The organism is Streptomyces tyrfis, from assembly GCF_037034285.1.
In the GTDB taxonomy this organism is placed as follows: domain Bacteria; phylum Actinomycetota; class Actinomycetes; order Streptomycetales; family Streptomycetaceae; genus Streptomyces.
Map to the genome: position 1 here is coordinate 1 of NZ_JBAGJZ010000050.1, position 20,625 is coordinate 20,625.

At 72.3% G+C, this 20,625-nt stretch carries 19 protein-coding genes and 1 pseudogene; 11 read left to right on the top strand and 9 right to left on the bottom strand.

The features are described 5' to 3' along the window. Positions 1-125: 125 nt before the first annotated feature. Positions 126-722 carry a TetR/AcrR family transcriptional regulator gene (locus tag WA762_RS29210; protein WP_335939583.1) on the bottom strand — a complete coding sequence of 199 codons (597 nt, stop codon included), beginning with the start codon at positions 720-722 and terminating at the stop codon, positions 126-128. A gap of 45 nt (positions 723-767) precedes the next feature. Between WA762_RS29210 and WA762_RS29215 the strand changes: the two genes are divergently transcribed. After that, positions 768-2,033 carry an oxygenase MpaB family protein gene (locus WA762_RS29215; protein ID WP_335939584.1) on the top strand — a complete coding sequence of 422 codons (1,266 nt, stop codon included), beginning with the start codon at positions 768-770 and terminating at the stop codon, positions 2,031-2,033. Between the two features lie 203 nt (positions 2,034-2,236). After that, complete coding sequence (locus tag WA762_RS29220; RefSeq protein ID WP_335939585.1) at positions 2,237-2,791, top strand: YbaK/EbsC family protein; 555 nt, start codon at positions 2,237-2,239, stop codon at positions 2,789-2,791. A 277-nt stretch (positions 2,792-3,068) separates the two neighbouring features. On the opposite strand, the gene WA762_RS29225 is transcribed toward WA762_RS29220, so the two are convergent. Together WA762_RS29225 and WA762_RS29230 are read right to left on the bottom strand one after the other, a co-directional pair. After that, a complete protein-coding gene (locus tag WA762_RS29225; protein ID WP_335939587.1) occupies positions 3,069-3,977 on the bottom strand; it encodes an aminoglycoside phosphotransferase family protein in 909 nt (302 codons plus the stop codon). A 143-nt stretch (positions 3,978-4,120) separates the two neighbouring features. Then, the gene (locus tag WA762_RS29230; RefSeq protein ID WP_335939589.1) at positions 4,121-4,720 is read right to left on the bottom strand and encodes a TetR/AcrR family transcriptional regulator; all 600 of its coding nucleotides are present in this window, start codon (positions 4,718-4,720) and stop codon (positions 4,121-4,123) included. 121 nt (positions 4,721-4,841) lie between these two features. Here WA762_RS29230 and WA762_RS29235 point away from each other — a divergent pair, with 121 nt between their 5' ends. Beyond that, a complete protein-coding gene (locus WA762_RS29235) occupies positions 4,842-5,855 on the top strand; it encodes a zinc-binding dehydrogenase (RefSeq protein WP_335939591.1) in 1,014 nt (337 codons plus the stop codon). Positions 5,856-6,249: 394 nt separating this feature from the next. Here WA762_RS29235 and WA762_RS29240 read toward each other — a convergent pair whose 3' ends face one another. From WA762_RS29240 to WA762_RS29260, 5 genes are all read right to left on the bottom strand, one after another. Continuing rightward, positions 6,250-7,167: a DUF1918 domain-containing protein gene (locus tag WA762_RS29240; protein ID WP_335939592.1), complete on the bottom strand. Its 918-nt coding sequence runs from the start codon at positions 7,165-7,167 to the stop codon at positions 6,250-6,252. A 160-nt stretch (positions 7,168-7,327) separates the two neighbouring features. Beyond that, positions 7,328-7,789, bottom strand: a complete 462-nt coding sequence (locus WA762_RS29245) for a CBS domain-containing protein (RefSeq protein WP_335939593.1) — start codon at positions 7,787-7,789, stop codon at positions 7,328-7,330. A gap of 75 nt (positions 7,790-7,864) precedes the next feature. Continuing rightward, complete coding sequence (gene ftsH / locus WA762_RS29250) at positions 7,865-9,748, bottom strand: ATP-dependent zinc metalloprotease FtsH (RefSeq protein WP_335939595.1); 1,884 nt, start codon at positions 9,746-9,748, stop codon at positions 7,865-7,867. A 267-nt stretch (positions 9,749-10,015) separates the two neighbouring features. Then, entirely contained in the window at positions 10,016-10,690 is a 675-nt protein-coding gene (locus tag WA762_RS29255) for a CBS domain-containing protein (protein WP_335939597.1), read from the bottom strand. Positions 10,691-10,960: 270 nt separating this feature from the next. Then, a complete protein-coding gene (locus WA762_RS29260; protein ID WP_335939599.1) occupies positions 10,961-11,437 on the bottom strand; it encodes an Hsp20/alpha crystallin family protein in 477 nt (158 codons plus the stop codon). Positions 11,438-11,586: 149 nt separating this feature from the next. On the opposite strand from WA762_RS29260, the gene WA762_RS29265 reads away from it, so the two are divergent. The 8 genes and pseudogenes from WA762_RS29265 to WA762_RS29300 all read left to right on the top strand — a co-directional run bounded on the left by WA762_RS29265 (position 11,587) and on the right by WA762_RS29300 (position 18,002). Further along, on the top strand, positions 11,587-12,099 hold the full coding sequence (locus tag WA762_RS29265) for a hydrogenase maturation protease (RefSeq protein ID WP_335939601.1): 513 nt from the start codon (positions 11,587-11,589) through the stop codon (positions 12,097-12,099). 202 nt (positions 12,100-12,301) lie between these two features. Continuing rightward, the gene (locus WA762_RS29270; protein ID WP_335939603.1) at positions 12,302-13,471 is read left to right on the top strand and encodes a 4Fe-4S dicluster domain-containing protein; all 1,170 of its coding nucleotides are present in this window, start codon (positions 12,302-12,304) and stop codon (positions 13,469-13,471) included. 32 nt (positions 13,472-13,503) lie between these two features. Further along, a complete protein-coding gene (locus tag WA762_RS29275; RefSeq protein ID WP_335939677.1) occupies positions 13,504-13,950 on the top strand; it encodes a cyclic nucleotide-binding domain-containing protein in 447 nt (148 codons plus the stop codon). Continuing rightward, positions 13,941-14,747 (top strand): FAD/NAD(P)-binding protein, encoded by an 807-nt coding sequence (locus WA762_RS29280; protein WP_335939605.1) that lies wholly within the window; start codon positions 13,941-13,943, stop codon positions 14,745-14,747. The genes WA762_RS29275 and WA762_RS29280 overlap by 10 nt, the downstream gene beginning before the upstream one ends. A gap of 1 nt (position 14,748) precedes the next feature. Further along, positions 14,749-15,543, top strand: a complete 795-nt coding sequence (locus WA762_RS29285) for an NADH-quinone oxidoreductase subunit B family protein (RefSeq protein WP_335939607.1) — start codon at positions 14,749-14,751, stop codon at positions 15,541-15,543. Further along, the gene (locus WA762_RS29290; protein ID WP_335939608.1) at positions 15,540-16,922 is read left to right on the top strand and encodes a Ni/Fe hydrogenase subunit alpha; all 1,383 of its coding nucleotides are present in this window, start codon (positions 15,540-15,542) and stop codon (positions 16,920-16,922) included. The genes WA762_RS29285 and WA762_RS29290 overlap by 4 nt, the downstream gene beginning before the upstream one ends. A 203-nt stretch (positions 16,923-17,125) precedes the next feature. Further along, positions 17,126-17,398: pseudogene (locus WA762_RS29295) on the top strand (universal stress protein); the annotation flags it as partial. Between the two features lie 109 nt (positions 17,399-17,507). Beyond that, a complete protein-coding gene (locus WA762_RS29300; RefSeq protein WP_335939610.1) occupies positions 17,508-18,002 on the top strand; it encodes a universal stress protein in 495 nt (164 codons plus the stop codon). A gap of 90 nt (positions 18,003-18,092) precedes the next feature. Here the strand turns inward: WA762_RS29300 and ppsA are convergent, their stop codons facing one another. Continuing rightward, the gene (ppsA, locus tag WA762_RS29305) at positions 18,093-20,552 is read right to left on the bottom strand and encodes a phosphoenolpyruvate synthase (protein WP_335939612.1); all 2,460 of its coding nucleotides are present in this window, start codon (positions 20,550-20,552) and stop codon (positions 18,093-18,095) included. Positions 20,553-20,625: the final 73 nt, after the last annotated feature.

A 20,625-nucleotide genomic window follows, 5' to 3' on the forward strand; every position in this document is an offset into this window, starting at 1 on the left:
TAGCGGCCCGAATTCGGACAATGCCGTCCCGCGAACGGGTGGGCTGAGGGGTTTTCGGCGGCGCATGGTTGACGCGCGTCGCGCCGCGCCCCGGGCCGGGAGCCCGCGGTCCGAGGACCGTCCCGTCAGATCGCCTTCGCACCGGCCAGGTAGTTGGTCGCCAGTGTGGTCAGCTCCTCCACCAGCTCCTCGCGTCGGATAGGAGGCCGGTCGAGGACCCAGCGCACGCTGAGCGCCTCCATCGCGGACACGAGCACCCACGCGCGGGCGGCCCCCCGCCGCGCTTCCGACGAGCGCCCCGCGAGGTACGCGGAGCTCAGGTCCTGGATCCTGCGCCGAAGGTCATGAAGACGTCCCTCGCGATAGCTCGGCGGGACCTCCTCGACCGCAATGCGAAGCAGTTGCGAGTCCTGCTCCAGCGCCGACAGCAGCGCCTCGACCACATTGGGGACCAGCCGCCCCGGCGGGTCGGAGAGCCGGTCGGCCAGCGAAGCCGCCACCCGGTCGCCCATTTCCGTCCAGTACCGCTCCATGATGACGGCGAGCAGCTCGTCCTTGTCGCGAAAATACTGGTAGAGGGAACCCGGGCTGATGCCGGCCTGGTCGGCGACCCGGGTGGTGGCGAAGCGTGCGTAGCCGTCGCGGATCAGGACGGCCCGCCCCGCCTCGACGATCCGTTCCACCATCTGCCGCGACCGCTCCTGCCGGGGCTCCTTCCGCATAACGCGAATTGTATGCGACTGATTATTCGCGTTACAACGATTGGTATGACGCAGAGCAGCGAGGCCCACAGCGCCGTTCGCTTTCCGAGGCGATTCCGGGAGGCCGAGGAACGCGGCCGCGAGATCTCCCGCGGGATCTTCCGCTTCACCGACATCAGCGAGGACGTCGACGAGGCCCTCATGGAGAGGGTGGGGGCCGCCCTCCTCCAGCGCGACGAGCTGGGCGCCGCCCTCGCCGCGGCGATGCGGCTGCCGGCCGGGGATCCCGGCCGGGTCGCGCACGCGCAGATCGGCGAGGCACTGCGTGCGTCCCCCGACGTCTCCCCGGATCTGCCGCCCGCGCTGCGTGCGCTCCTCGACGAGGCGACGACCGTACCCGACTGGGTGGACTGGAACCGGGTCGAGCGAGGAGCGGCGACGTACCGCTACCTGGGGGGCAACACCACCGACGTGCTCACGCTGCTCTCTCTCATCGGCGGCTACCGCTTCGGGGGCCCGGCCGACCTGCTGGTGCTCACCGGCGGGCTGGCCGGCGGGGAGACCTTGCGGCGCCTCGGTGAGACGGTGAAGTGGACGCATGCCGTCACCCGGGCAGGGGGGCTGCGCCCCGGCGCCGAGGGCTGGCGCCTGACGGTCCATGTGCGCGCCATGCACGCCCTGGTGAACGCCCGTTTCGAGCCGCGCTGGGACACCGAGCGCTGGGGCCACCCGATCAACCAGGCCGATCAGGCGGCCACACTCGGACTCTTCGACGCGACGGTGATCATCGGCTGTCTCGGGCTCGGGGTGCGTCTGACCCGCGCGCAACGCGACGACTTCATGCACCTGTGGCGGTATGCCGGGTGGCTGATGGGCGTCGCACCGGAGTGGCTGACCGACATCGAGGACGTACGGCACCACCTGAACCACCACGTCCTGCTGGCCGCCGGCGGCCAGACCCAGGCCGGCCGGGACCTGGCCCGGCTGACCCTGAACGCCCAGGCCCAGCGCGGCTTCGGGCACCGCAGTCCCACCGTAGAGCGGCTTCACCAGCGCTACGAGCGGGCGCGCCAGGCCAGCATGCTCACCGCCTTCATGGGCAAGGAGGGCATGCGCGATCTGGGGCTGCGCCGCCGATTCCCCTGGGGCCTGTTGCTCGCGCTGGCGAGCAACACCCTCCGGTACCGGATTCTCGGTGCGCTGCCCGGAAGCCGGGAGCGCCTGGAGGCGCGCGGAGCGCGGGTGCAGGAACGGCATATGGCCTCGATGTTCCACGGCGCACCTGCCGCCGTCGCCCACCTGCCGGAGGCGAAGCGCGAGCCGGCCGCCTGAGCTGCGGAGGTACCTCAAGGACGTAGGCGCGCGTGTCGCCACGGTGGACGTCGGCGTGATGGCGGGCGGTTCGCAGCAGCCACTGCGCCGGCCCGGGGCGGGCATGGCCGGTCTGCTCAGCCGACAGCCGACAGCCGTCCCCGTGTGGCCCGTGCGGTGAGACGGTTCCGCGCCCGGTCCCGGCCGCTTGTCAGCGTGTCGCCATGCGCGCACCCATCGGAGACTTCGAGACCGCGACCCCGGCCCCGGACTGTCTGGACGAACTGACCGCCCCGGTGGCCGACGCCGTACGGAACTGGCAGACCGGCATCCCCGCCGACCGCGTCCTCTACGTCGACACCGACCCGCGCTGGGCCGACACCGCCGTCTTTCTGGAGCACTACGGCAGCGATCTGACCGAGCGGTCGGCGAACTGCGTGGTGGTCGCGGGCAAGCGGGGTGGCGAGACCACGCTCGCCGCGTGCCTGGTCCTGCCCACCACCCGCGTCGACGTCAACGGCGTGGTCCGCCGCCACCTGGGCGCCCGCAAGGCCTCGTTCGCCCCGATGGAGACGGCGACGGGCGAGACCGGGATGGAGTACGGCGGTGTGACCCCCATCGGACTGCCCGCCGGCTGGCCCCTGCTGGTGGACGCGGCTGTCGTCGACCTGCCCTACGTCCTGGTCGGCAGCGGTCGGCGGCGCGGCAAACTGCTGGTGCCGGGCAAGGTGTTCGCCGAACTGCCGGGCGCGATCGTGCTGGAGGGGCTGGGCGTCTGACTGCGGCGTGAGGCGAGGGGCGAGGGCGGGAGGCGCGGCGCGCTCGCCCGGCGCCGGTGCCGGATCGGCGTGCACCGGGGCGGCCGTCGGCCGTGGCGGGGACTGCGGGCAGGGCGTGTTCGGCCGTGGTCCATGTGTGCGAGGCGCCGGGACGGGGCGGGGCCGCGAGGCCCGGCGGCGTCCGTTGGTCCTGGCGGCAACTTCGATTGCCGAAGGGCGGCACGAAGATCGCCCGGATACCGGCGGCGGCCGACTGACGCCCCGGCGGCGGTCCGGGCTATGCGAGGCGTTCGTGGTCGGCCAGCACCGCGTCGATCACATCGAGATGGACGGCGACCCGCTCGTCCTCGGGGCCGGAGCACTGGGTCAACGTGAGCAGGGACTTCCACAGCGCCCAGCCCCTGGCCCTGGCCCAGGTGCCGTCGTCCTGGCCGACTGCGTGCCGGAATGCCTCGCGGCTCTCGTCGCGGAGCATCGTCCAGGCGATCACGAGATCGCAGGCGGGGTCGCCGATGCCCGAGGTGCCGAAGTCGATGACGGCCGACAGCCTGCCGTCGGTGACGAGCAGGTTGTTGCCGCCGACGTCGCCGTGGAACCACACCGGCGTGCCACGCCACTCGGCATCGAGCGCCGCTTGCCAGGTCTCGGTGGCCCTCACGGTGTCGATCCGGCCGCTCAGGGCGGCGAGGCAGCGGCGCGTCTCGTCGTCGTAGTGGGCGGGTGACGCGCCGCGATACCCACTGTGCGCCCCGGCGGGAGGGCCACCCCTGGAGTCGCAGCGCTGAAGGGCGAGGATGAACCCGGCGACACCGGTGGCGAACCGGGTCATGTCGTCGACGCGTTCGGGAGAAGCCGTCTCGCCGGGCAGCCAGCCGCGTACGGACCAGGGGTAGGGGTATTCCGCGCCAGGGGCGCCCTTGGCCAGGACGGTGGGGACGGGCACCGGCAGCGCGGGGGCCAGTCGAGGCAGCCAGTCGCATTCCTTGCCGACGGCAGGGGCGTAGCCGGCCGCGGTGGGCAGGCGGACCGCCATGTCGTCACCGAGGCGGTAGGTGCGGTTGTCCCAGCCGTCCACAGCCACCGGGACCACGGGCAGATGGCCCCACCGGGGGAACTGATCGGCGATCAACCGCTTCACCAGGGCGGCGTCAATTCCCGCGCGCCCGTCCGGCGCAGATGTGGGCACCCATCGATCCTCACCGGCGAGACCGTGCCGGGCAAGTGGTCAACGACGCGGGACACCTCCGAATGTCCGGAGACACGTCGAACTTCGGGCCGATCGCATGGACCGGCGACAGGTCCGGGACCGGCGCATACCACTCCGTAAGGTCAGGGGCCGGCCGGAGATCGTGGGAGCGCGCCGGTGAGAGTGAGGGCGACGAGTCGCGCGGCGAGGTTCTCGTCGAGCGGAGCGCCGCTGATGAGGGCACGGGTGAACAGGGCGCCGCTGATGGCCTCGATGACGAGACCGGGGTCTGTGTCCGGTGCGAGTTCGCCGCGCTCGACGCCCCGGCGGACCATGACGGCGCCGCGTTCGAGGCGCTCGGTCCAGTAGGGGAGGCGGCGGTCCGGCAGGGTGTCGTCGCGTTCGGCGCTCAGCCGGAGCAGCGCCTCGCCCTGCGCCGTCGCCAGCAGTCGCGCCAGCGCGCCGAAGTAGACGGCGAGGTCGTCCTGGACGTGTCCGGTGTCCGGCACGGGCATCGCCGCGTCGAGCTGTTCGGTCAGCGCTTCCAGGATCAGGTTCTCGCGGGTTCCCCATCGCCGGTAGACGGAGGTTTCGTGGACGCCGGCGGCGCGGGCGACGGCGCCGACGGTGGTACCGGCCAGCCCGTGTTCCGTCAGGACATCCACGGTGGCGGCGAGGACGGCGGAGCGCATGCGGGCCCCTCGGCGGCGCAGGGGCGGTGCGTTCTGGTCGGACGAGGCCATGATCCATCCTAACGCAGGGCCACTTGCTTTACCCGGAGGGCGGGCGTACGTTTCATTGCAAGGCGACTTGCGTTAGGGGGCCCGCAGGCCCGGGTCGCCGACGTGTCAAGGAGGCCATGTCATGGAGCAGATGCTCGCCGCCCGGCTGCACATACCCAGCCGCACTCTGCGGATCGAGGAGGTGGCGAAGCCCGTACCCGGCCCCGGCCAGGTCCTGGTGAAGGTGGAGGCCGCGGGCGTCTGCCTGTCGGACGTCCATCTGATCGACGGCACCCTCACGCCGCTGTTGCTGCGCGGCGACACGGTCACCCTGGGGCACGAGGTGTCCGGCACCGTCGAGGAGGCCGGGCCGGGGGTCACCCGCTGGATCCCGGGGCAGCGGGTCGTGCTGTACGCGGGCGAGGTCCGCGACGGCGTCACCTACACCCGTGGCGTGGACTACGACGGGGGCTGGGCCGAGTACGCGCTCTCCGCCGAGGACGCCCTCACGGAACTGCCCGCGGTCGTCCCCTTCGACCAGGGGGCGATCATCCCGGACGCGGTCTCCACGCCGTGGGGCGCGATCACCGTCACGGGCGCCGTGAAGCCCGCCGAGGCCGTTGGCGTCTGGGGCGTCGGCGGACTCGGAGTCCACGCCGTCCAACTGCTGCGGGCCGTCGGCGCGTGCCCCGTCATCGCCGTCGACCCCAATCCCACCGCCCGTGAGCGCGCCCTCGCCCGGGGCGCGGACCTGGCGCTCGACCCCGCCGACCCGGCGCTGCGCGAGCGGATCGGCGAGGCGACCCGTGGCGGCGGTCTCGCCGCCGCCTTCGACTTCGCCGGTGTGCCGGCCGTCCGGGAGCAGGCCCTGTCGGTGCTCGCGCCCAAGGGCCGACTGGTTCTCGTGGGCCTGACCGACAAGCCGCTGACCGTCGCCGACGGCACCCGCTTCAGCTACCTCCAGCAGCAGATCCTCGGCCACTACGGCTCCGAGATGCCGGTCGCGTTGCCGCAACTGCTGTCCCTGCTCCAGGGCGGCCGGCTGGACTTCTCCGGGTCGATCAGCGGTGAACTCCCGCTGGCGAAGGCCGCCGAGGCGGTGGAGCGACTGGAGAACAAGACCGGCGACCCGATCCGGTTGATCCTGCGCCCCTGACCGGGCCCCGCCGGCGCGGATCCGTGCCTCTTCTGCGTGAGGCCGCCGACCGCCGGACCGCCCTCCGCCAGTGCCGTGTCCGGGCCGGGGGCGGCCCTGCCCCGTGCCTCCTCGTCGTCCGGAGGCGCGCCACCGCCGCGTTGCCCGCCGCACCTTGAAGGCGCTGCAGGCTGCGGCTGCTCGTGATCGGCCGGTCGGAAGAGCGATCGGCGGCGAGTGCCCCCGGGGCGCGTCCCGGGAACTCGTTCTCCTCACCGGAGAAGTCCAGCCGTGAGACGGCGTCGCGGGACGGAGCGACGGGGTCCTTCATGTGAGGAGACCGCCGGCAGGGGACGGCCGGCTTGCGCAACAGGCGAACAGCTTGCACCACAGGTGAGGGGAGCACCGCGGTCGCTCACGGCTCGGCCGGCCCGATGCGGCGGCCGGTGAGGCGCGTGGGCTGGACGCATATCCACATCCCACGCTCGCCCCCGGCCCACGGCTCGGTGTGGGCCCGATCGGCCAGCCGTCGCACGGCGCCGGGCTCCGAGACGACGCGGGCCGGGCCGACGACGAGCACGCTCCAGCCCTGGCTCATGGCCTCGTCGATGTGGTCGACTTCGAAGGCGACGTCCGTTCCCACGGCTGCGGCGGTCACCGACCCGGGAGCGGTACGGAAGGCGACGGCGTCGTCGACGACCTCGTAATTCACCGGGATGATCGCCGGGCCGTCCGGGGTGGACACCGTGACGCGCCCCACGCCGTGAGTGGAGAGGCGGACGCGGCATTCGTCGGGGCTGAGAGCCCGCAGTCGGGGGTGGAGGAGCGCCTGTCCCTGGCCGGGCGGTGCCTCGATGCCGACCCCGCGCAGCGATGCGACGGTCGTGCCCAGGGCGTCGGCCAGCCTGCTGAGCGTCGCCAGGCTCGGATCGGCAGGCCTTTCTTCGAGGTAGGCGAGGTATTCGCATGCCATGCCGGCCCGGTCGGCGGTTTCCTCGCGGGAGAGTCCTTGCCGTGTGCGTTCGGCGGCCACGCGTCGGCCGATGTCACCAGGACCGGCGGTGCCGTCGGGCGGGGTCTCGGCGGGCAGGGCACCGGCCTCGACCCTGCCGGGCCGGGAAGGCGCCCGGCGCCCGCCGGGCTCATGCGCGAGGTGGCGGACGTGCGCGTCGGGCCCGGGGAACACGAGCGTCACCTCGCCCGTCTCCGACCAGCGCACGTCGTAGGGAGGCGTTCCGTCCTCATGGTGGAGTCCGACGATCTCGCCGTCGCGCCTGACCGCACCGGTCGCCGGGCTTTCGACCACGAGTCGGTCGCCGAGGTGGGCTCGCATGATCAACACCGTCTCCTCTCGATCGTCTCCTCCCGATGCCGCTGCGGCCGACGTGCCACGCACGCCCCCCGTCGCCGTCGTCCCGCACGGCCGTGCCGGTCACTTGCGGGGAGCCCGCTCCGTGCTCCGCCTCGGAAGGAGACACTCGGTACGAGCGCGTCTACGTGATGCCGGGGCCGGCCCCTTGTCCCGGCGGGCCGGGAAGCTCTTCCAGGACGCTCCAGGCGATGGGGCCGCCGAGCAGGTCGGCCATCCGACGGAAGACGTCCATGAGCATGTCGTCAACGGTCAGGACCCCGATGACCTGCTGTTCGTCGAGGACGGGCAGGCGGCGCACGCCGCGCCGGCGGAAGGTCCGGTACGCCGCCTGCGCCCCGTCGTTCACATCGACCGTGATCACCGGGCTCGACATCGCACCACTCACAGGAGACTCGGGGTTCAGGCCGCCGACCAGGACGCGCAGGGCGAGGTCGCGGTCGGTGACGATCCCGGCCGGGTGTCCGCTCTCCGTCATCACCACGGCGCCGACGGCGTACTCGTCCATCAACCGGCCCACCTCCCGCAGAGACGTGGCCGGAGTGGCGGTCACCGCCGGCGAGCTCATCAGTTCGGAGACCTTCATCGCCGTGCTCCTCTCTCGCACTTCGCCCAACCGGCCCGGCGTCACCTCGCCCGCTCCCGCCGGAGGCTCGACGCGTCACCGGCGCAGGACGTCGAGGACGACGGAGCCGTCGACGGTCTCGTGGGCGACCAGTTCTCCGGCCAGGCGTTCCAGGGCGGGCCGGTGGCCGCGCAGCAGCGTGAGCGCGCGCTCCTCGGCCTGCCGCAGCAGCCGGGCGACCTCCTCGTCGACGATGCGCTGGGTCTGCTCCGAGTACCCCGGCCTGCCGGGCTCCTCGGTGGTCTCGCCGAGGAAATGCTGGCGGGACGAGGCGTAGCCGATCGGTCCGAGTTCGGGGGAGAGGCCGAACTCGCAGACCATGCGGGTGGCGATCTGGGTGGCTCCGGCAAGGTCGTTGGCGGCTCCCGTCGATCCCTCGCCGAAGACCACGAGCTCGGCCGCGCGCCCGCCGAGGCGCACCGCCAGAAGGTCGTTCAGGTAGCTCTCGCTGTACAAGCGGCGTTCCGCTTCGGGGAGTTGTTCGGTGACGCCGAGGGTGACGCCGGCCGGCAGAATGGTGACCTTCGCCACCGGGTCGGCGTGTTCGCACAACGCCGCGACCAGGGCGTGCCCCGATTCGTGGACGGCCACCGAGCGGCGTTCCTCGGGCAGCAGCGCGTTGGAGGACTCCCGGCGTCCGAGCAGCACACGATCGCGGGCGGCGTCCAGGTCATGCGGCTCGATCCGGGTGCGGTCGTCCCGTACCGCGTTGATCGCGCCTTCGTTCACCAGGTTGGCGAGATCGGCCCCGGAGAATCCGGGTGTGGCACGGGCGACGACGTCCAGGTCGACGTCCGGTGCCAGGGTCTTGTCGCGGGTGTGCACGGCGAGGATCGCGGCCCGCTCCACCTTGTTGGGCAGCGGCACGGACACCTGCCGGTCGAACCGTCCGGGGCGCAGCAGGGCCGGATCGAGGGCGTCGGGCCGGTTGGTGGCCGCGAGGACCACGATGCCGCTGGACTGGTCGAAGCCGTCCATCTCGGAAAGAAGCTGGTTCAGGGTCTGTTCGCGCTCGTCGTTGCCGCCCAGCCGTGTCCCACCGCCGCGCCGCGATCCGAGCGCGTCGATCTCGTCGATGAAGATGATCGACGGCGCACGTTTGCGGGCCTCGCCGAACAGATCGCGCACCCGGGAGGCACCGACCCCGACGAACATCTCCACGAACGCGGAGCCCGTCACCGAGAGGAACGGCACGTCGGCCTCGCCGGCCACGGCCCGTGCGAAGAGCGTCTTGCCCGTGCCGGGCGGCCCCACCATGATCACACCGCGGGGGCCCTTGGCGCCTGCCGCGGTGTACCGGGCGGGATGGCGCAGGAAGTCGACGACCTCGCTGATCTCCTGCTTGACCCCGTCGTAGCCGGCGATGTCGTCGAAGCCGGTGGTGGGCCGCTCCGCCTCGATGATTTTCGCGCGGGAGCGTCCGATGGCGCTCAGCCCGCCGGTCACCGTCCCCGCGGCCCGGCGTCCCATCCACACGAAGAGGCCGATCAGCAGCAAAAACGGCAGGAACGCGAAGAGCACGGACAGCCACGCCGAGCCGCCGCCGCTCCGGCTGGCTTTGATCTGCACGTGGTGTGAGGTCAGCTGCTGCTGGAGCTGGGCGCCGGTGTTCAGCGCGGTGGGGATCTGGGTGGTGAACTTCGTACCGTTTTTCAGGGTGCCGCTGATCGCTCCCTTGTCGTTGACGTCGACCGTCTGCACCTGGCTCGTGCCGACCTTGCCCACGAAGTCGCTGTAGGAGAGCGATGCCGGGTGCGGTCCGGAGCGGGCGCGAGCGAGCAACAGCACGAGGACGAGCGTCATCAGGACCCACCAGAAGAGCCACCGTCCGCCGAGCGGCTGCGGTTGCCGGGGCGGGGGCGTGGGCGGCTCGCGCGGCGGCCCGGGCTTGGCGGGCGGCGTCAGGTGCCTGTGCGGCATCCGCACTCGTGTGATCAACGGTTCCACGCCCTTCCGTCGGCATGGACCGGGGCTGTTGAGCCGGGGGAGCGGGGTGTGCGGGCGAGGCCGTGGGACGTCGACGAGGAGCCGCGGACCGCGCGCGAGCGGCTGCCGCGGTGGAGCGCCGGCCCGGGAATTCCGGGCGCAGGCGGCACCCGGTACCGCCGGCCGCCTCGCTGGGAAATCGGCTGAAGGAGGTCGTCGAGAGGGCGCCCGCTCTCGCGGCAGCGTGGTGCCACGGTCATCTCACATGCCGTCGTGCGGCCTTCGGCCGCCGTCGGTCCGACAGGCGATGTGCTCGTGCACGGCCACCACGCCGTCGACACTCTGGCACAGGCGCTCGATGATCGGAACCAGGCTCCTGACCTCGACGCTTCCGCGGAGGGACACCTCTCCCTGCCTTACCTCGGCAGTCACCGCCGACGGAGCGAGCCCCATCGTCTCTTGCAGTACGTTCCGGTGGATCTCCTCCCGGATGGCCTCGTCCCGACGGAGGAAGACCCGGAGAAGGTCGCTGCGGCTGACGATGCCCAGCAGTTTGCCGGTCTCGTCCACGACGGGCAGGCGTTTCACATGGTCGGTCTCCATGAGGCGTGCCGCCTCGACCACGGTCCATTCCGGACGCGCGCAGACGGCGGGGGCCGACATCAGTTCCTCCGCCCTGGCCCCCTCCGCCTTGGCCCTCTCCCACGCCTCCAGATGGGGGACCGGGACCAGGCCGGACGGGTCGGCCCGGTCGGCGGACTTGCGCAGCAAGTCCGCCTCGGACACCACGCCGATGGGCCGGTCCTGTTCGTCCACCACGGGCACCGCGGTGACATCGTTCGCCGCCAGCAGCCCGGCGATCTCCTTGAACGGCAGATCAAACCGCGCCCGGACGACATCGTGGGTCATGAGCTCTGCAACCGTGCGATGACGCATCTGACGTTTCCTTCCGGGCGTCTTGAACGATGAGACGGCCCTGGCTCGTCGGAACACGACCTGTCTCGTCGGCACACGAGACGGCACGAGGTCCCGCGACGAGAACCGAGCACCGCACCGGCGGCCGGCTCGGAGTTCGAAGGCCCCCGGCCTCCGCGGATGCCCGGCCCCGTGGCACCCGGTCGGTACCTCGTCACCGCACGGCCGTGCGCCCTCGGCCCGCGCGGGGCGGGCGCTGGGTGTCGGCGGGTCGGGAGCCGGTCCGCCTGGTCAGGCGCCGGTGATCTCGATGTGCCGGGGCTTGACGGTCTGCGCCTTGGGCACGGTGACGGTCAGCACGCCGTCGCGGAGGCCGGCGCTGATGTCGTCCGGCCTGACGTCGGACGGCAGAAGCGCATGGTATTCGAAGTGCCCGGTCCGCCGGGTGCTGCGCCGCAGTACCCCTTCCCGTTCACGTTCCTCCATGTCTCCGGCGATGCGCAGTTCCTGGCCGCTGATCTCGATGTCGACGTCTTCCCGCTTGATGCCCGGGAGTTCCGCCTCGATGACGTAGGCGTCATCGGTGTCCCGTATGTCCGCCGCCGGGGCCCACGCGAGCGCGGCCGGTGCGGGCGCGGCGGATCCCAGCAACTGACTCATCCGCTCGAACAGTTCGTCGAATTCTGCGGCGACCGGCTCGTTCCACCCCAGACCGGGAAACGACCTTTCGAGCAGACCGCCGGGTCGGTGTCGTGCAGGCAGCGTCATCGCGGTTCACCTCCGCGGAGCACGGTTTTCAGGTCACTATCCATGGTGCGCGTCGCACCGGGATCGGGCGACCGGTCGTTCCCGAGGGCTGTCCTGACCGGTGAACGCGGCCGCCGAAGCGGGGGCCGCCGAGGGAAAGGAGCATGTCGATGAAGCAACTCAGCCGTACGGCGGTCATCGGGATCGGGAACGAGTTCCGCCGCGACGACGGGGTGGGGTGGGCCGTGGTCGCGCTGCTGGGGGAACGGACCACGAGCCGGCCCTTCCCCGCGGACACCGTCCTCGCACGGTCCGACGGCGAACCGGGCCGGTTGATCTCGCTCTGGGAGAATGCCGGACTCGCGGTCGTCGTCGACGCCTGTTTTCCCCCTTCGGCACGTCCCGGGCGGACGCACCGATGGTGCGACGACCCGGCGGGTGTTCTGCGTGCCGCCGGACGGCACAGCACCCACGGACTCGGCCTCGCCGAAGCCCTGCGTCTCGGTGAGAGCCTCGGGAGTCTTCCGGAACGTCTCGTCCTGTACGCGGTGGAGGGAGCGGACCGCTCACTGGGCCTCGGGCTGACCCCGGCGGTGGCGCGCGCGGTGCCCCGTCTGGCCGGGCGGATCACGGCCGACGTCGAGGAGCACGGCGGAGCCCCGGGCGGCCGCTGCGCCGAATGAGCAGCGCAGCGGCCGTTCGGGCGTGCGAGCACGGCCGGTCGGGCCGGACACGCCGTCCGGGTCCCGGCACGGATCGCGACCGCCTGACACTCTGTCCACTGATGGCCACGCCCCGTGCGGTGACGGGATCGGGCCGTGGCGGGTCCCGTCCCTTCGGCGAACGCACGGAGACGCGAGTGGCACGGAGACGAGGTACAGACGGATGAACGATCACGAACGCGACCGGGCGGACTCCGGCGACCGGGCGGAGGCGGTGCTCGACCGCGATGGTCTCGACGCGCTCGTGCACACCCTGAAACGGCGCGGCCGCACCGTGATCGGCCCGACAGTGCGCGACGGGGCGATCGTCCTGGACGAACTGGGTTCCGCGGACGAGCTGCCCCACGGCTGGGGGGTCGAACTGGAGGCGGGGCGGTACCGGATCCGCCGCCGGCCGGACGGGGCGGCATTCGCGCACAGCGCGGGGCCGCAGTCGTGGAAGACGTATCTGCACCCCGAACGCGTCCGGGAGTGGACCGTGGACCGCGATCCGGTGAACGGGCCGGTGGTGCGCGCGGAGGAGCCGAGCAGCGTCTCCTACGCGTTCCTCGGCGTTCGGCCGTGCGATCTGCGGGCCATTCGCATCCTGGACCGGGTCATGGTCGGCGGCCGTCACCGGGACCCCGCCTACCTGTCCCGGCGGACGGGCGCCTTCCTGATCGCGGTCGAATGCACCGATCCGGGAGCCACCTGCTTCTGCGTGTCGATGGGAGCGGGACCGGGCGTGGACGCCGGATTCGATCTCGCGCTCACCGAGCTCGTGGACGCCTCCGGCCACCGCTTCCTCTGCCGGAGCGGCAGCGAGGAGGGGGCCGCCGTGCTCGCGGAGCTCCCCCGCCGGAGCGCCGACGAGTCCGTGCGGACGGCCGCGGCCGGGGCCGTGCGTGAGGCCGCCGAGCACATGGGCCGGTCCATGCCCTCGGTGGATCTGCGTTCGCTGATGCGGGACAGCTTGGAAGCGGAACGCTGGGACGACGTCACCGCCCGGTGCCTGAGCTGCGGCAACTGCACCATGGTCTGCCCCACCTGCTTCTGCACCACCACCGAGGACGTCACCGACCTCACCGGCGACCACGCCGAGCGGTGGCGCCGCTGGGACTCCTGCTACGACCTGGACTTCTCGTTCCTGCACGGCGGGCCGGTGCGGGCCACCCCGCGCAGCCGGTACCGCCAGTGGCTCACGCACAAGCTGGGTACCTGGCACGACCAGTTCGACAGCTCCGGGTGTGTCGGTTGTGGTCGTTGCATCGTCTGGTGTCCCACCGGCATCGACCTCACCGAGGAGGCCCACGCCCTGCACCTGGAGGCATCGCGGAAGGAGGCCGCGCCGTGAGCCGGAAGGTCGGCGGTCTCCCTCGCTCGGGCATGCTCGCGGCGCTGCCCGCGGAGCACCGCGGGCCGATGCTGGATCTCGCCCGCGACGCCGCGTTCCCCGGCGCCACGCGGATCTTCGAGGAGGGCGGCAGGGCCGACCGCTTCTGGATCATCCGTTCCGGCACGGTCGCACTCGACGTCCAGGTGCCCGGTCGCGGGCGCGCGGTCGTCGAGACCATCGGCGCGGGTGATCTGCTCGGCTGGTCGTGGCTGTGCCCGCCCCGGCAGTGGCACCTCGGGGCCGAGGCCAGAGACCCCGTGCTGGCCTGGGAGTTCGACGCTTCTTCGGTACGCGCCCTGTGCGCCGAACGTCCGGTGCTGGGTCTGGCCCTGGTCACCCTCGTCGCCGAGACCATCGGGGACCGGCTCCGCGCCACCCGCACCCGGCTGCTCGACCTGTACGGGCCGCGCGAGGGCGGACCGACGCCATGTCCATGATTCCCCGCCCCCACCGGGTGGTGGACCGCCGGGAGGAGACCCACGACACGGTCACGCTCGTGCTGGAGCCCGCCGGAGAGCCGCTGAAGCCCTTCTCGCCCGGGCAGTTCGCGATGCTGTACGCCTTCGGCGTCGGCGAGATTCCCGTGTCCTTGTCCAGGGCTCCGGGCGGGCGCCGGCTCACGCACACGGTACGCGCCGTCGGAGCCGTCTCACGCGCACTGTGCCGGCTCACGACCGGCGCGTTCGTCGGAGTGCGCGGCCCCTTCGGCACGCCCTGGGACATCGCGGCCGCCCGCGGCCGCGACCTGCTCGCCATCGGCGGCGGCATCGGCCTGGCACCGCTGCGGCCCCTGGTCGACGCCGTGCTGGCCCAGCCGCACCGGTACGGACGGCTGAACGTCCTCGCCGGCGCCCGGACGCCCGGCGACCTCCTGTACCGGGACGAGTTCCCCGACTGGGGCAGGCCGTTCGGCGCCACCACCGTCGACCTGCCCTCCGACGACTGGGGCGGCCGGGTCGGAGTCGTCACGACACTGCTGAGCGAGGCCCGGTTCCGGCCGGGGAGGACCATCGCCTTCGTCTGCGGTCCCGAGGTCATGATCCGCGCCACCGCCCGCGCGCTGATCCACCGCGGCGTGCGCCCCGAACACGTGCAGGTCTCCCTCGAACGCACCATGCGCTGCGGCACCGGCCACTGCGGCCACTGCCAGCTCGGGCCCCTGCTGCTCTGCCGCGACGGCCCGGTCGTCGGCTACGACCGGGCCGAACCCCTGCTCACCGTGAGGGAACTGTGAGATGAGCACTTCCACCACCACGCCCCGGTCGCCGTCCCGCCCCCGGCTCGGCGTGTTCAAGTTCGCCTCGTGCGACGGCTGCCAGCTCACCCTCCTCGACTGCGAGGACGAGCTGCTCGGCCTCGCGGACGAGTGGGAGATCGCCCACTTCACGGAGGCGTCCAGCGCGGTCGCCTCCGGCCCGTACGATCTGTCCCTCGTCGAGGGATCGGTCAGCACCCCCGAACATCTGGAACGCGTGCGGCGCGTCCGGGCCGAGTCCCGGCACCTGGTCACCATCGGCGCCTGCGCCACGGCCGGGGGCGTGCAGGCGCTGCGCAACTACGCCGGGATCGAGGAGTATCTGGCGACCGTCTACGCCCGTCCCGACTACATCGAGAGCCTCGCGACCTCCACGCCCATCGCCGCGCACGTGCCCGTCGACTTCGAGCTGCAGGGCTGCCCCATCGACCGCGGCCAGCTCCTGGAGGTCATCACGGCCTTCCTCGCCGGCCGGAAACCGGGCATTCCGAACCATTCCGTCTGCTTCTCCTGCAAGCGGCGCGGCAATGTCTGCGTCACCGTCGCCCAGGGGGTGCCCTGCCTCGGGCCCGCCACCCACGCGGGCTGCGGAGCCCTGTGCCCGACCTACGGACGCGGTTGCTACGGCTGTTTCGGACCGGCCGACACCACGAACCTCCCCGCGCTCGTCCCGCTGCTGCACCGCGACGGCATGGACGACGCTGACGTCGCCAGGTACCTGCACACCTTCAACGTGACCGCCTTCACCGCCGTGGAGGAGGAGGGACCCGGATGAGCCGGCCACCGGACCGCTCCCGGGTCCTGCGCGTTCCCGCGCTCACGCGCGTCGAGGGCGAGACCGCGCTGCGCCTGCGGATCCACGACGGAACCGTCACCGAGGCGCGGCTCGGCATCTACGAAGCCCCGCGGTTCTTCGAGGCCCTTCTCCGGGGCCGGGCCCACACCGAGCCTCCCGATCTCACCTCCCGCATCTGCGGGATCTGCCCGGTCGCCTACCAGCTGAGCGCCTGCCAGGCCGTCGAGGACGCGTGCGGGGTGGGCGTCGACGGCCGGCTCGCCGCCCTGAGACGCCTGCTGTACTGCGGGGAGTGGATCGAGAGCCAGACGCTGCACATCTACCTGTTGCACGCCCCCGACTTCCTGGGCCGCGACGACGTGGTCGGCCTGTCCCGGTCCCACCCGGCCCACGTCCGGCGCGGGCTGCGGCTGAAGCAGACCGGCAACGCCGTCGTCGAGCTGCTCGGGGGACGCGCCGTCCACCCCGTCAGCGTGCGGCTGGGCGGCTTCCACCGCACCCCCGCCCGCGCCGAGCTCCGCCCCCTGGCGGAGCGCCTGCGCGTGGCCCTCGACGACGCCTGGGACACCGTGTGCTGGGTGTCGGGGTTCGACTTCCCGGAGGCCGAGTGCGAGGCCGACCTGCTCGCGCTGGCCGAGCCGGACACCTACGCCATCGAGTCCGGCGTGCCCACCGTCGTCCCGTACGACGCGACACGCCCTGCGTGGAGCTTCCCGCTGCGGGCCTTCTCCGACCACGTCACAGAGGCGCAGGTGCCCCATTCCACCGCTCTCCACTCCCGTCTGGACGGCCGCAGGCACCTCACCGGCGCCCTCGCCCGTTACGCCGTGAGCGGGCACCTGCTGTCCCCGGCCGCGCTGGAAGCGGCGGCCGCGGCCGGACTGGACGACCCTCCGCTGGGCCAGGCCGCCGAGGGCGCCGGGCGGGGCGCCGTCTGCAGGAATCCCTTCCGGAGCATCCTGGTCCGCGCCGTGGAGGTGTTCTATGCCGTGGAGGAGGCTCTCCGGATCATCGCGGAGTACGAACACCCGGCCCGCCCGTACGTGCCCGTCCCTGCCCGCGGCGGGGTCGGCCACGGTGCCACGGAGGCGCCCCGGGGACTCCTCTACCACCGCTACGCACTCGACGACGAGGGCCGCGTCACCGACGCCCGCATCGTCCCGCCGACCGCTCAGAACCAGGGCGCGATCGAGGAAGACCTGCGCCGGACGGTCCAGGCCGCGCTCGACCGCGGAGAGGAGTCCGAGGCCGAACTCGTCCGGCTGTGCGAACGCGCCGTCCGCAACCACGACCCCTGCATCTCGTGCTCGGCCCACTTCCTGGACCTGGAGATCGAGCGGACTCCGGAAGACGCCTGACCGGAGCCTCCGCGACGCCGTCCCCGTCGTTCCCGTGGCCGCGTCCGGGGAAGTCGCGAAGTCGCTCGCGCAGCGTGGGGTCGACGGGCTTCCGGTACTCGACGAGGAGGACGTTCGCGGTCGCGGCACGAAGTCGCGCATCCCGCCCGTGGGGGATCGGTCACCGGGGAACCGCCGTCGGCCGAGACCACAGGAAGGCCATCATGAACCAACACGTCGTCGTCGGCCTCGACGGCTCCGCGGAGAGCGTGGCGGCGTCCCATTGGGCCGCCCGGGAAGCACTTCTGCGCGACACCGATCTGCATCTGGTCCATGTCGAGGAGCGGCTCCCGGCCCCCGGCGTACCCACCGCCGGCTCCGATCTGCGCCGTGCGTGGGTGCGGGATCTGTTTCACGGGGTCTCCGAAGAACTGCTCGGGGAACACCCGCGCCTGCGCATCAGCTCCGAGGCTCTGGACGGACGGCCGACGGACGCACTGGCGGGCGTCGCGGCGAACGCGAGCATGCTGGTCCTCGGCTCCCGGGGCCTGGGGGACCGTCTCGGGGTTCGTCCTCGGTTCCGTCGGACTGGCGGTCGTCCACGCGGTGCGGCAGCCGGTGGTCCTGGTGCGTGCGCCGGAGGACGTGCCCCCGGGCGCCGGGAGCGGCGACGCCGGACGCGGCGTTGTCGTGGGCGTCGACCTCGGCCGCCCGTGCGACGCCCTGCTCGCCTTCGCCTTCGAGGAGGCGTCACGCCGGCACCGCACGCTGACCGCGCTGCACAGTTGGATGCTGCCCCCGTTGGCGGGGACCGGAGCCGCGTACAGCGCTGAGGCCAACGCGCTGATCGCCCGCAGCACGGAAACCGACCTGGAGCACCTGCTGAGTCCCTGGCGGGACAGATACCCCTCCGTCGTCCTCGACGCGCGTGCCGCGGTCGGGCACCCGTCCCGGCAGCTCCTGGAGGCGTGCGCCGGAGCCGAACTCGTGGTCGTCGGCCGCCGCATCCGCCGGGCGCGGATCGGCGGACACGTCGGGCCGGTGACCCACGCGGTGCTCCATCACTCCACCGCCCCGGTCGCCGTCGTCGCCCACTCATGACCCGTCCTGGGCGACACGCGCGACGGCATACCGGCCTTCCGGTCTTCCCGCCGAGCTTCCCGATGGCGCTCCGTTCGTCGTCGGCGCCGCTCACCGGCGCTCCGCCGCACCGCGTCCGGGAACCGTCCCGCCGACGGGCGCGGGACCCGGCGGGACGGTCATCCCCTCGTCGACGCTCGTGCGCGATTCGGCGGCGTACACGTGCTGCTTCACCGCGGCGAAGCTGTCCGGCGCCACCGAGATCGAGTCGATTCCGGCCCGCACCAGGAACTCGGTGAACGAGGGGTCGTCGCTGGGGCGTTGGCCGCACAGACCGACCGGGCGCCCGGCGGAGTGGGCCCGGCCGATGAGCGAGCGGACGCTGCGCTCGACCGCGGGATCGGTCTCGTCGAAGACATGGGCGAGCAGTTCGGAGTCGCGGTCGACGCCCAGGGTGAGCTGGGTGAGATCGTTGCTCCCGATCGAGAAGCCGTCGAACCGCTCGGCGAAGTCCTCGGCAAGGATGATGTTGGAGGGAATCTCCGCCATCACGTACACCTTCAGACCGTGCTCGCCCCGGCGCAGTCCTCCTTCCGCCATGCCGTCGAGAACGCGGTCGGCCTCTTGGGTGGTCCGGCAGAAGGGGATCATCACGATCACGTTCGTCAGCCCCATCTCGTCCCGCACCCGGCGCAGTGCCCGGCACTCCAGCGCGAAGCCCTCACGGTAGCCGTCGCTGTAGTACCGGCTCGCGCCGCGCCAGCCGATCATGGGATTCGCCTCGGCCGGTTCGAAGGGCCGCCCGCCCAACAGGCGCGCGTACTCGTTGGTCTTGAAGTCACTGGTGCGCACGACCACCGGTTCGGGCCAGCGGGACGCCGCGATGCGTGCCACGCCGGAGGCCAGTCTGTCGACGAAGTACTGGCCGCGGTCCGGGTACCCCTCGGTGAGCCGCTCGACGGTACGACGGTCGTGCCGGTCCAACCGCTCGGGATGGAGCAGCGCCATCGGGTGGATCTTGACCTGATGGGCGACGATGAACTCCAGCCGAGCGAGCCCGACACCGTCGGCGGGCAGGCGCCACCAGCGGAAGGAGGCGGACGGATCGGCCAGGTTGAGCATCACGCGCGTCCGGGTGGCGGGAAGCCCGGAGAGGTCGGTCTCCTGTTCCTCGTACGGCAGCAGCCCCGCGTAGACGCGGCCGCGGGCGCCCTCGGCGCACGACACCGTCGCGTCCGCTCCGTCGTGCAGGACCTCGGTGGCCCGTCCCGTGCCGACGACGGCGGGCACGCCCAGTTCGCGGCTGACGATGGCGGCGTGCGAGGTCCGGCCGCCGTGGTCGGTGACGACCGCGGCGGCCCGTTTCATGAGCGGTTCCCAGTCCGGGTCGGTGATGCCGGTGACGAGCACTCCACCGGTCGGGAACCGGTCGAGTTCCACGGGCGAGTCGAGGACGACGGCCGGACCCGCGCCGATGGCCTCGCCGACCGCGATGCCCTCGACGAGGCTCGGCCCGGGAGCGGCGGTGAGGCGGCAGCGGCGGAGCGTCGTCGCACGGCGCCGGGACTGCACGGTCTCGGGACGTGCCTGGACCAGCGACAGTTCCCCGGTCGCGCCGTCCTTGGCCCATTCCAGGTCCATGGGGTACCCGTAGTGCTCCTCGACGGCCACCGCCCATGCGGCGAGCAGTCGGACCTCGGCGTCCGAGAGGACCCTGCGGGCGCGTTCGGCCGCGGTGGTGTCGACGGTCCTGGTGAGTTCGTGTTCGCCGTAGACGGCCTTCTGCCGCTTCGCCCCGATCCGGACGTCGATCACGGGGTCGAGTGCCGGATCCTCCAGACTCGATTTGAAGACCGTGTACTCGTCGGGGTCGGTCCGGCCGCTGACGACCGTCTCTCCCAGCCCCCATGCCGCGCTGACCACGACGACCCCGGGAAAGCCGCTCTCCGGGTCGAGGGTGAAGATCACGCCGGCCCCCGCGAGGTCCGAGCGGACCATGACCTGAACACCGATGGAGAGCGCGACCGCGAGGTGGTCGAAGCCCATGCGTTCCCGGTAGTCGATCGCCCGGTCGGTGAAGAGGGAGGCGTAGCACCGGCGGCAGCACTCCAGCAGCCGGGCCGCTCCGCGTACGTTCAGGTAGGTCTCCTGCTGACCGGCGAAACTCGCCTCGGGAAGGTCCTCGGCGGTGGCGCTGCTGCGCACGGCGACATCGGGGTCCCCACGCCCCTGCTCGTGCGCGAGCCGCTCGTAGGCGGCGACGACCTCGGTGCACAACCCGCTCGGCAGCGGCTCCGCCATGATCATCGAGCGGACGGCCGCACCCACCTCGTCCAGCGCCGCCCCTTCACGCAGACGTGCGATCTGTTCCTCGACGCGTTCCCGCAGACCGTGTCCGGTCAGCAGCTCCCGGTACGCGTCCGCGGTCGTCGCGAACCCGGGCGGCACCCGCACTCCGGCGGACGTCAGATGCGCGGTCATCTCCCCCAGTGAGGCGTTCTTCCCGCCGACGCGGGGGACGTCTTCGCGGCGGATCTCTTCGAACGGCACGACGCGTGGCGTGGTTGGCATGCTGTCCTCCGCTGTGCGCACGGAACTGGCGGGGTCAGTAGGACATCGGGCGGCCGGAGGGGGTGCGCAGGTC

What these genes read in the sequence shown, in the direction of transcription:
- WA762_RS29260 (WP_335939599.1), bottom strand. Translation starts at nt 11,437, where the DNA reads ATGACGCTGCCTGCACGACACCGACCCGGCGGTCTGCTCGAAAGGTCG.
- WA762_RS29270 (WP_335939603.1), top strand. Translation starts at nt 12,302, where the DNA reads ATGAACGATCACGAACGCGACCGGGCGGACTCCGGCGACCGGGCGGAG.
- WA762_RS29285 (WP_335939607.1), top strand. Translation starts at nt 14,749, where the DNA reads ATGAGCACTTCCACCACCACGCCCCGGTCGCCGTCCCGCCCCCGGCTC.
- WA762_RS29245 (WP_335939593.1), bottom strand. Translation starts at nt 7,789, where the DNA reads ATGAAGGTCTCCGAACTGATGAGCTCGCCGGCGGTGACCGCCACTCCG.
- WA762_RS29240 (WP_335939592.1), bottom strand. Translation starts at nt 7,167, where the DNA reads ATGCGAGCCCACCTCGGCGACCGACTCGTGGTCGAAAGCCCGGCGACC.
- WA762_RS29275 (WP_335939677.1), top strand. Translation starts at nt 13,504, where the DNA reads ATGCTCGCGGCGCTGCCCGCGGAGCACCGCGGGCCGATGCTGGATCTC.
- WA762_RS29220 (WP_335939585.1), top strand. Translation starts at nt 2,237, where the DNA reads ATGCGCGCACCCATCGGAGACTTCGAGACCGCGACCCCGGCCCCGGAC.
- WA762_RS29290 (WP_335939608.1), top strand. Translation starts at nt 15,540, where the DNA reads ATGAGCCGGCCACCGGACCGCTCCCGGGTCCTGCGCGTTCCCGCGCTC.
- ppsA (WP_335939612.1), bottom strand. Translation starts at nt 20,552, where the DNA reads ATGCCAACCACGCCACGCGTCGTGCCGTTCGAAGAGATCCGCCGCGAA.
- WA762_RS29255 (WP_335939597.1), bottom strand. Translation starts at nt 10,690, where the DNA reads ATGCGTCATCGCACGGTTGCAGAGCTCATGACCCACGATGTCGTCCGG.
- WA762_RS29265 (WP_335939601.1), top strand. Translation starts at nt 11,587, where the DNA reads ATGAAGCAACTCAGCCGTACGGCGGTCATCGGGATCGGGAACGAGTTC.
- WA762_RS29280 (WP_335939605.1), top strand. Translation starts at nt 13,941, where the DNA reads ATGTCCATGATTCCCCGCCCCCACCGGGTGGTGGACCGCCGGGAGGAG.
- WA762_RS29235 (WP_335939591.1), top strand. Translation starts at nt 4,842, where the DNA reads ATGGAGCAGATGCTCGCCGCCCGGCTGCACATACCCAGCCGCACTCTG.
- WA762_RS29215 (WP_335939584.1), top strand. Translation starts at nt 768, where the DNA reads ATGACGCAGAGCAGCGAGGCCCACAGCGCCGTTCGCTTTCCGAGGCGA.
- ftsH (WP_335939595.1), bottom strand. Translation starts at nt 9,748, where the DNA reads ATGCCGCACAGGCACCTGACGCCGCCCGCCAAGCCCGGGCCGCCGCGC.
- WA762_RS29230 (WP_335939589.1), bottom strand. Translation starts at nt 4,720, where the DNA reads ATGGCCTCGTCCGACCAGAACGCACCGCCCCTGCGCCGCCGAGGGGCC.
- WA762_RS29210 (WP_335939583.1), bottom strand. Translation starts at nt 722, where the DNA reads ATGCGGAAGGAGCCCCGGCAGGAGCGGTCGCGGCAGATGGTGGAACGG.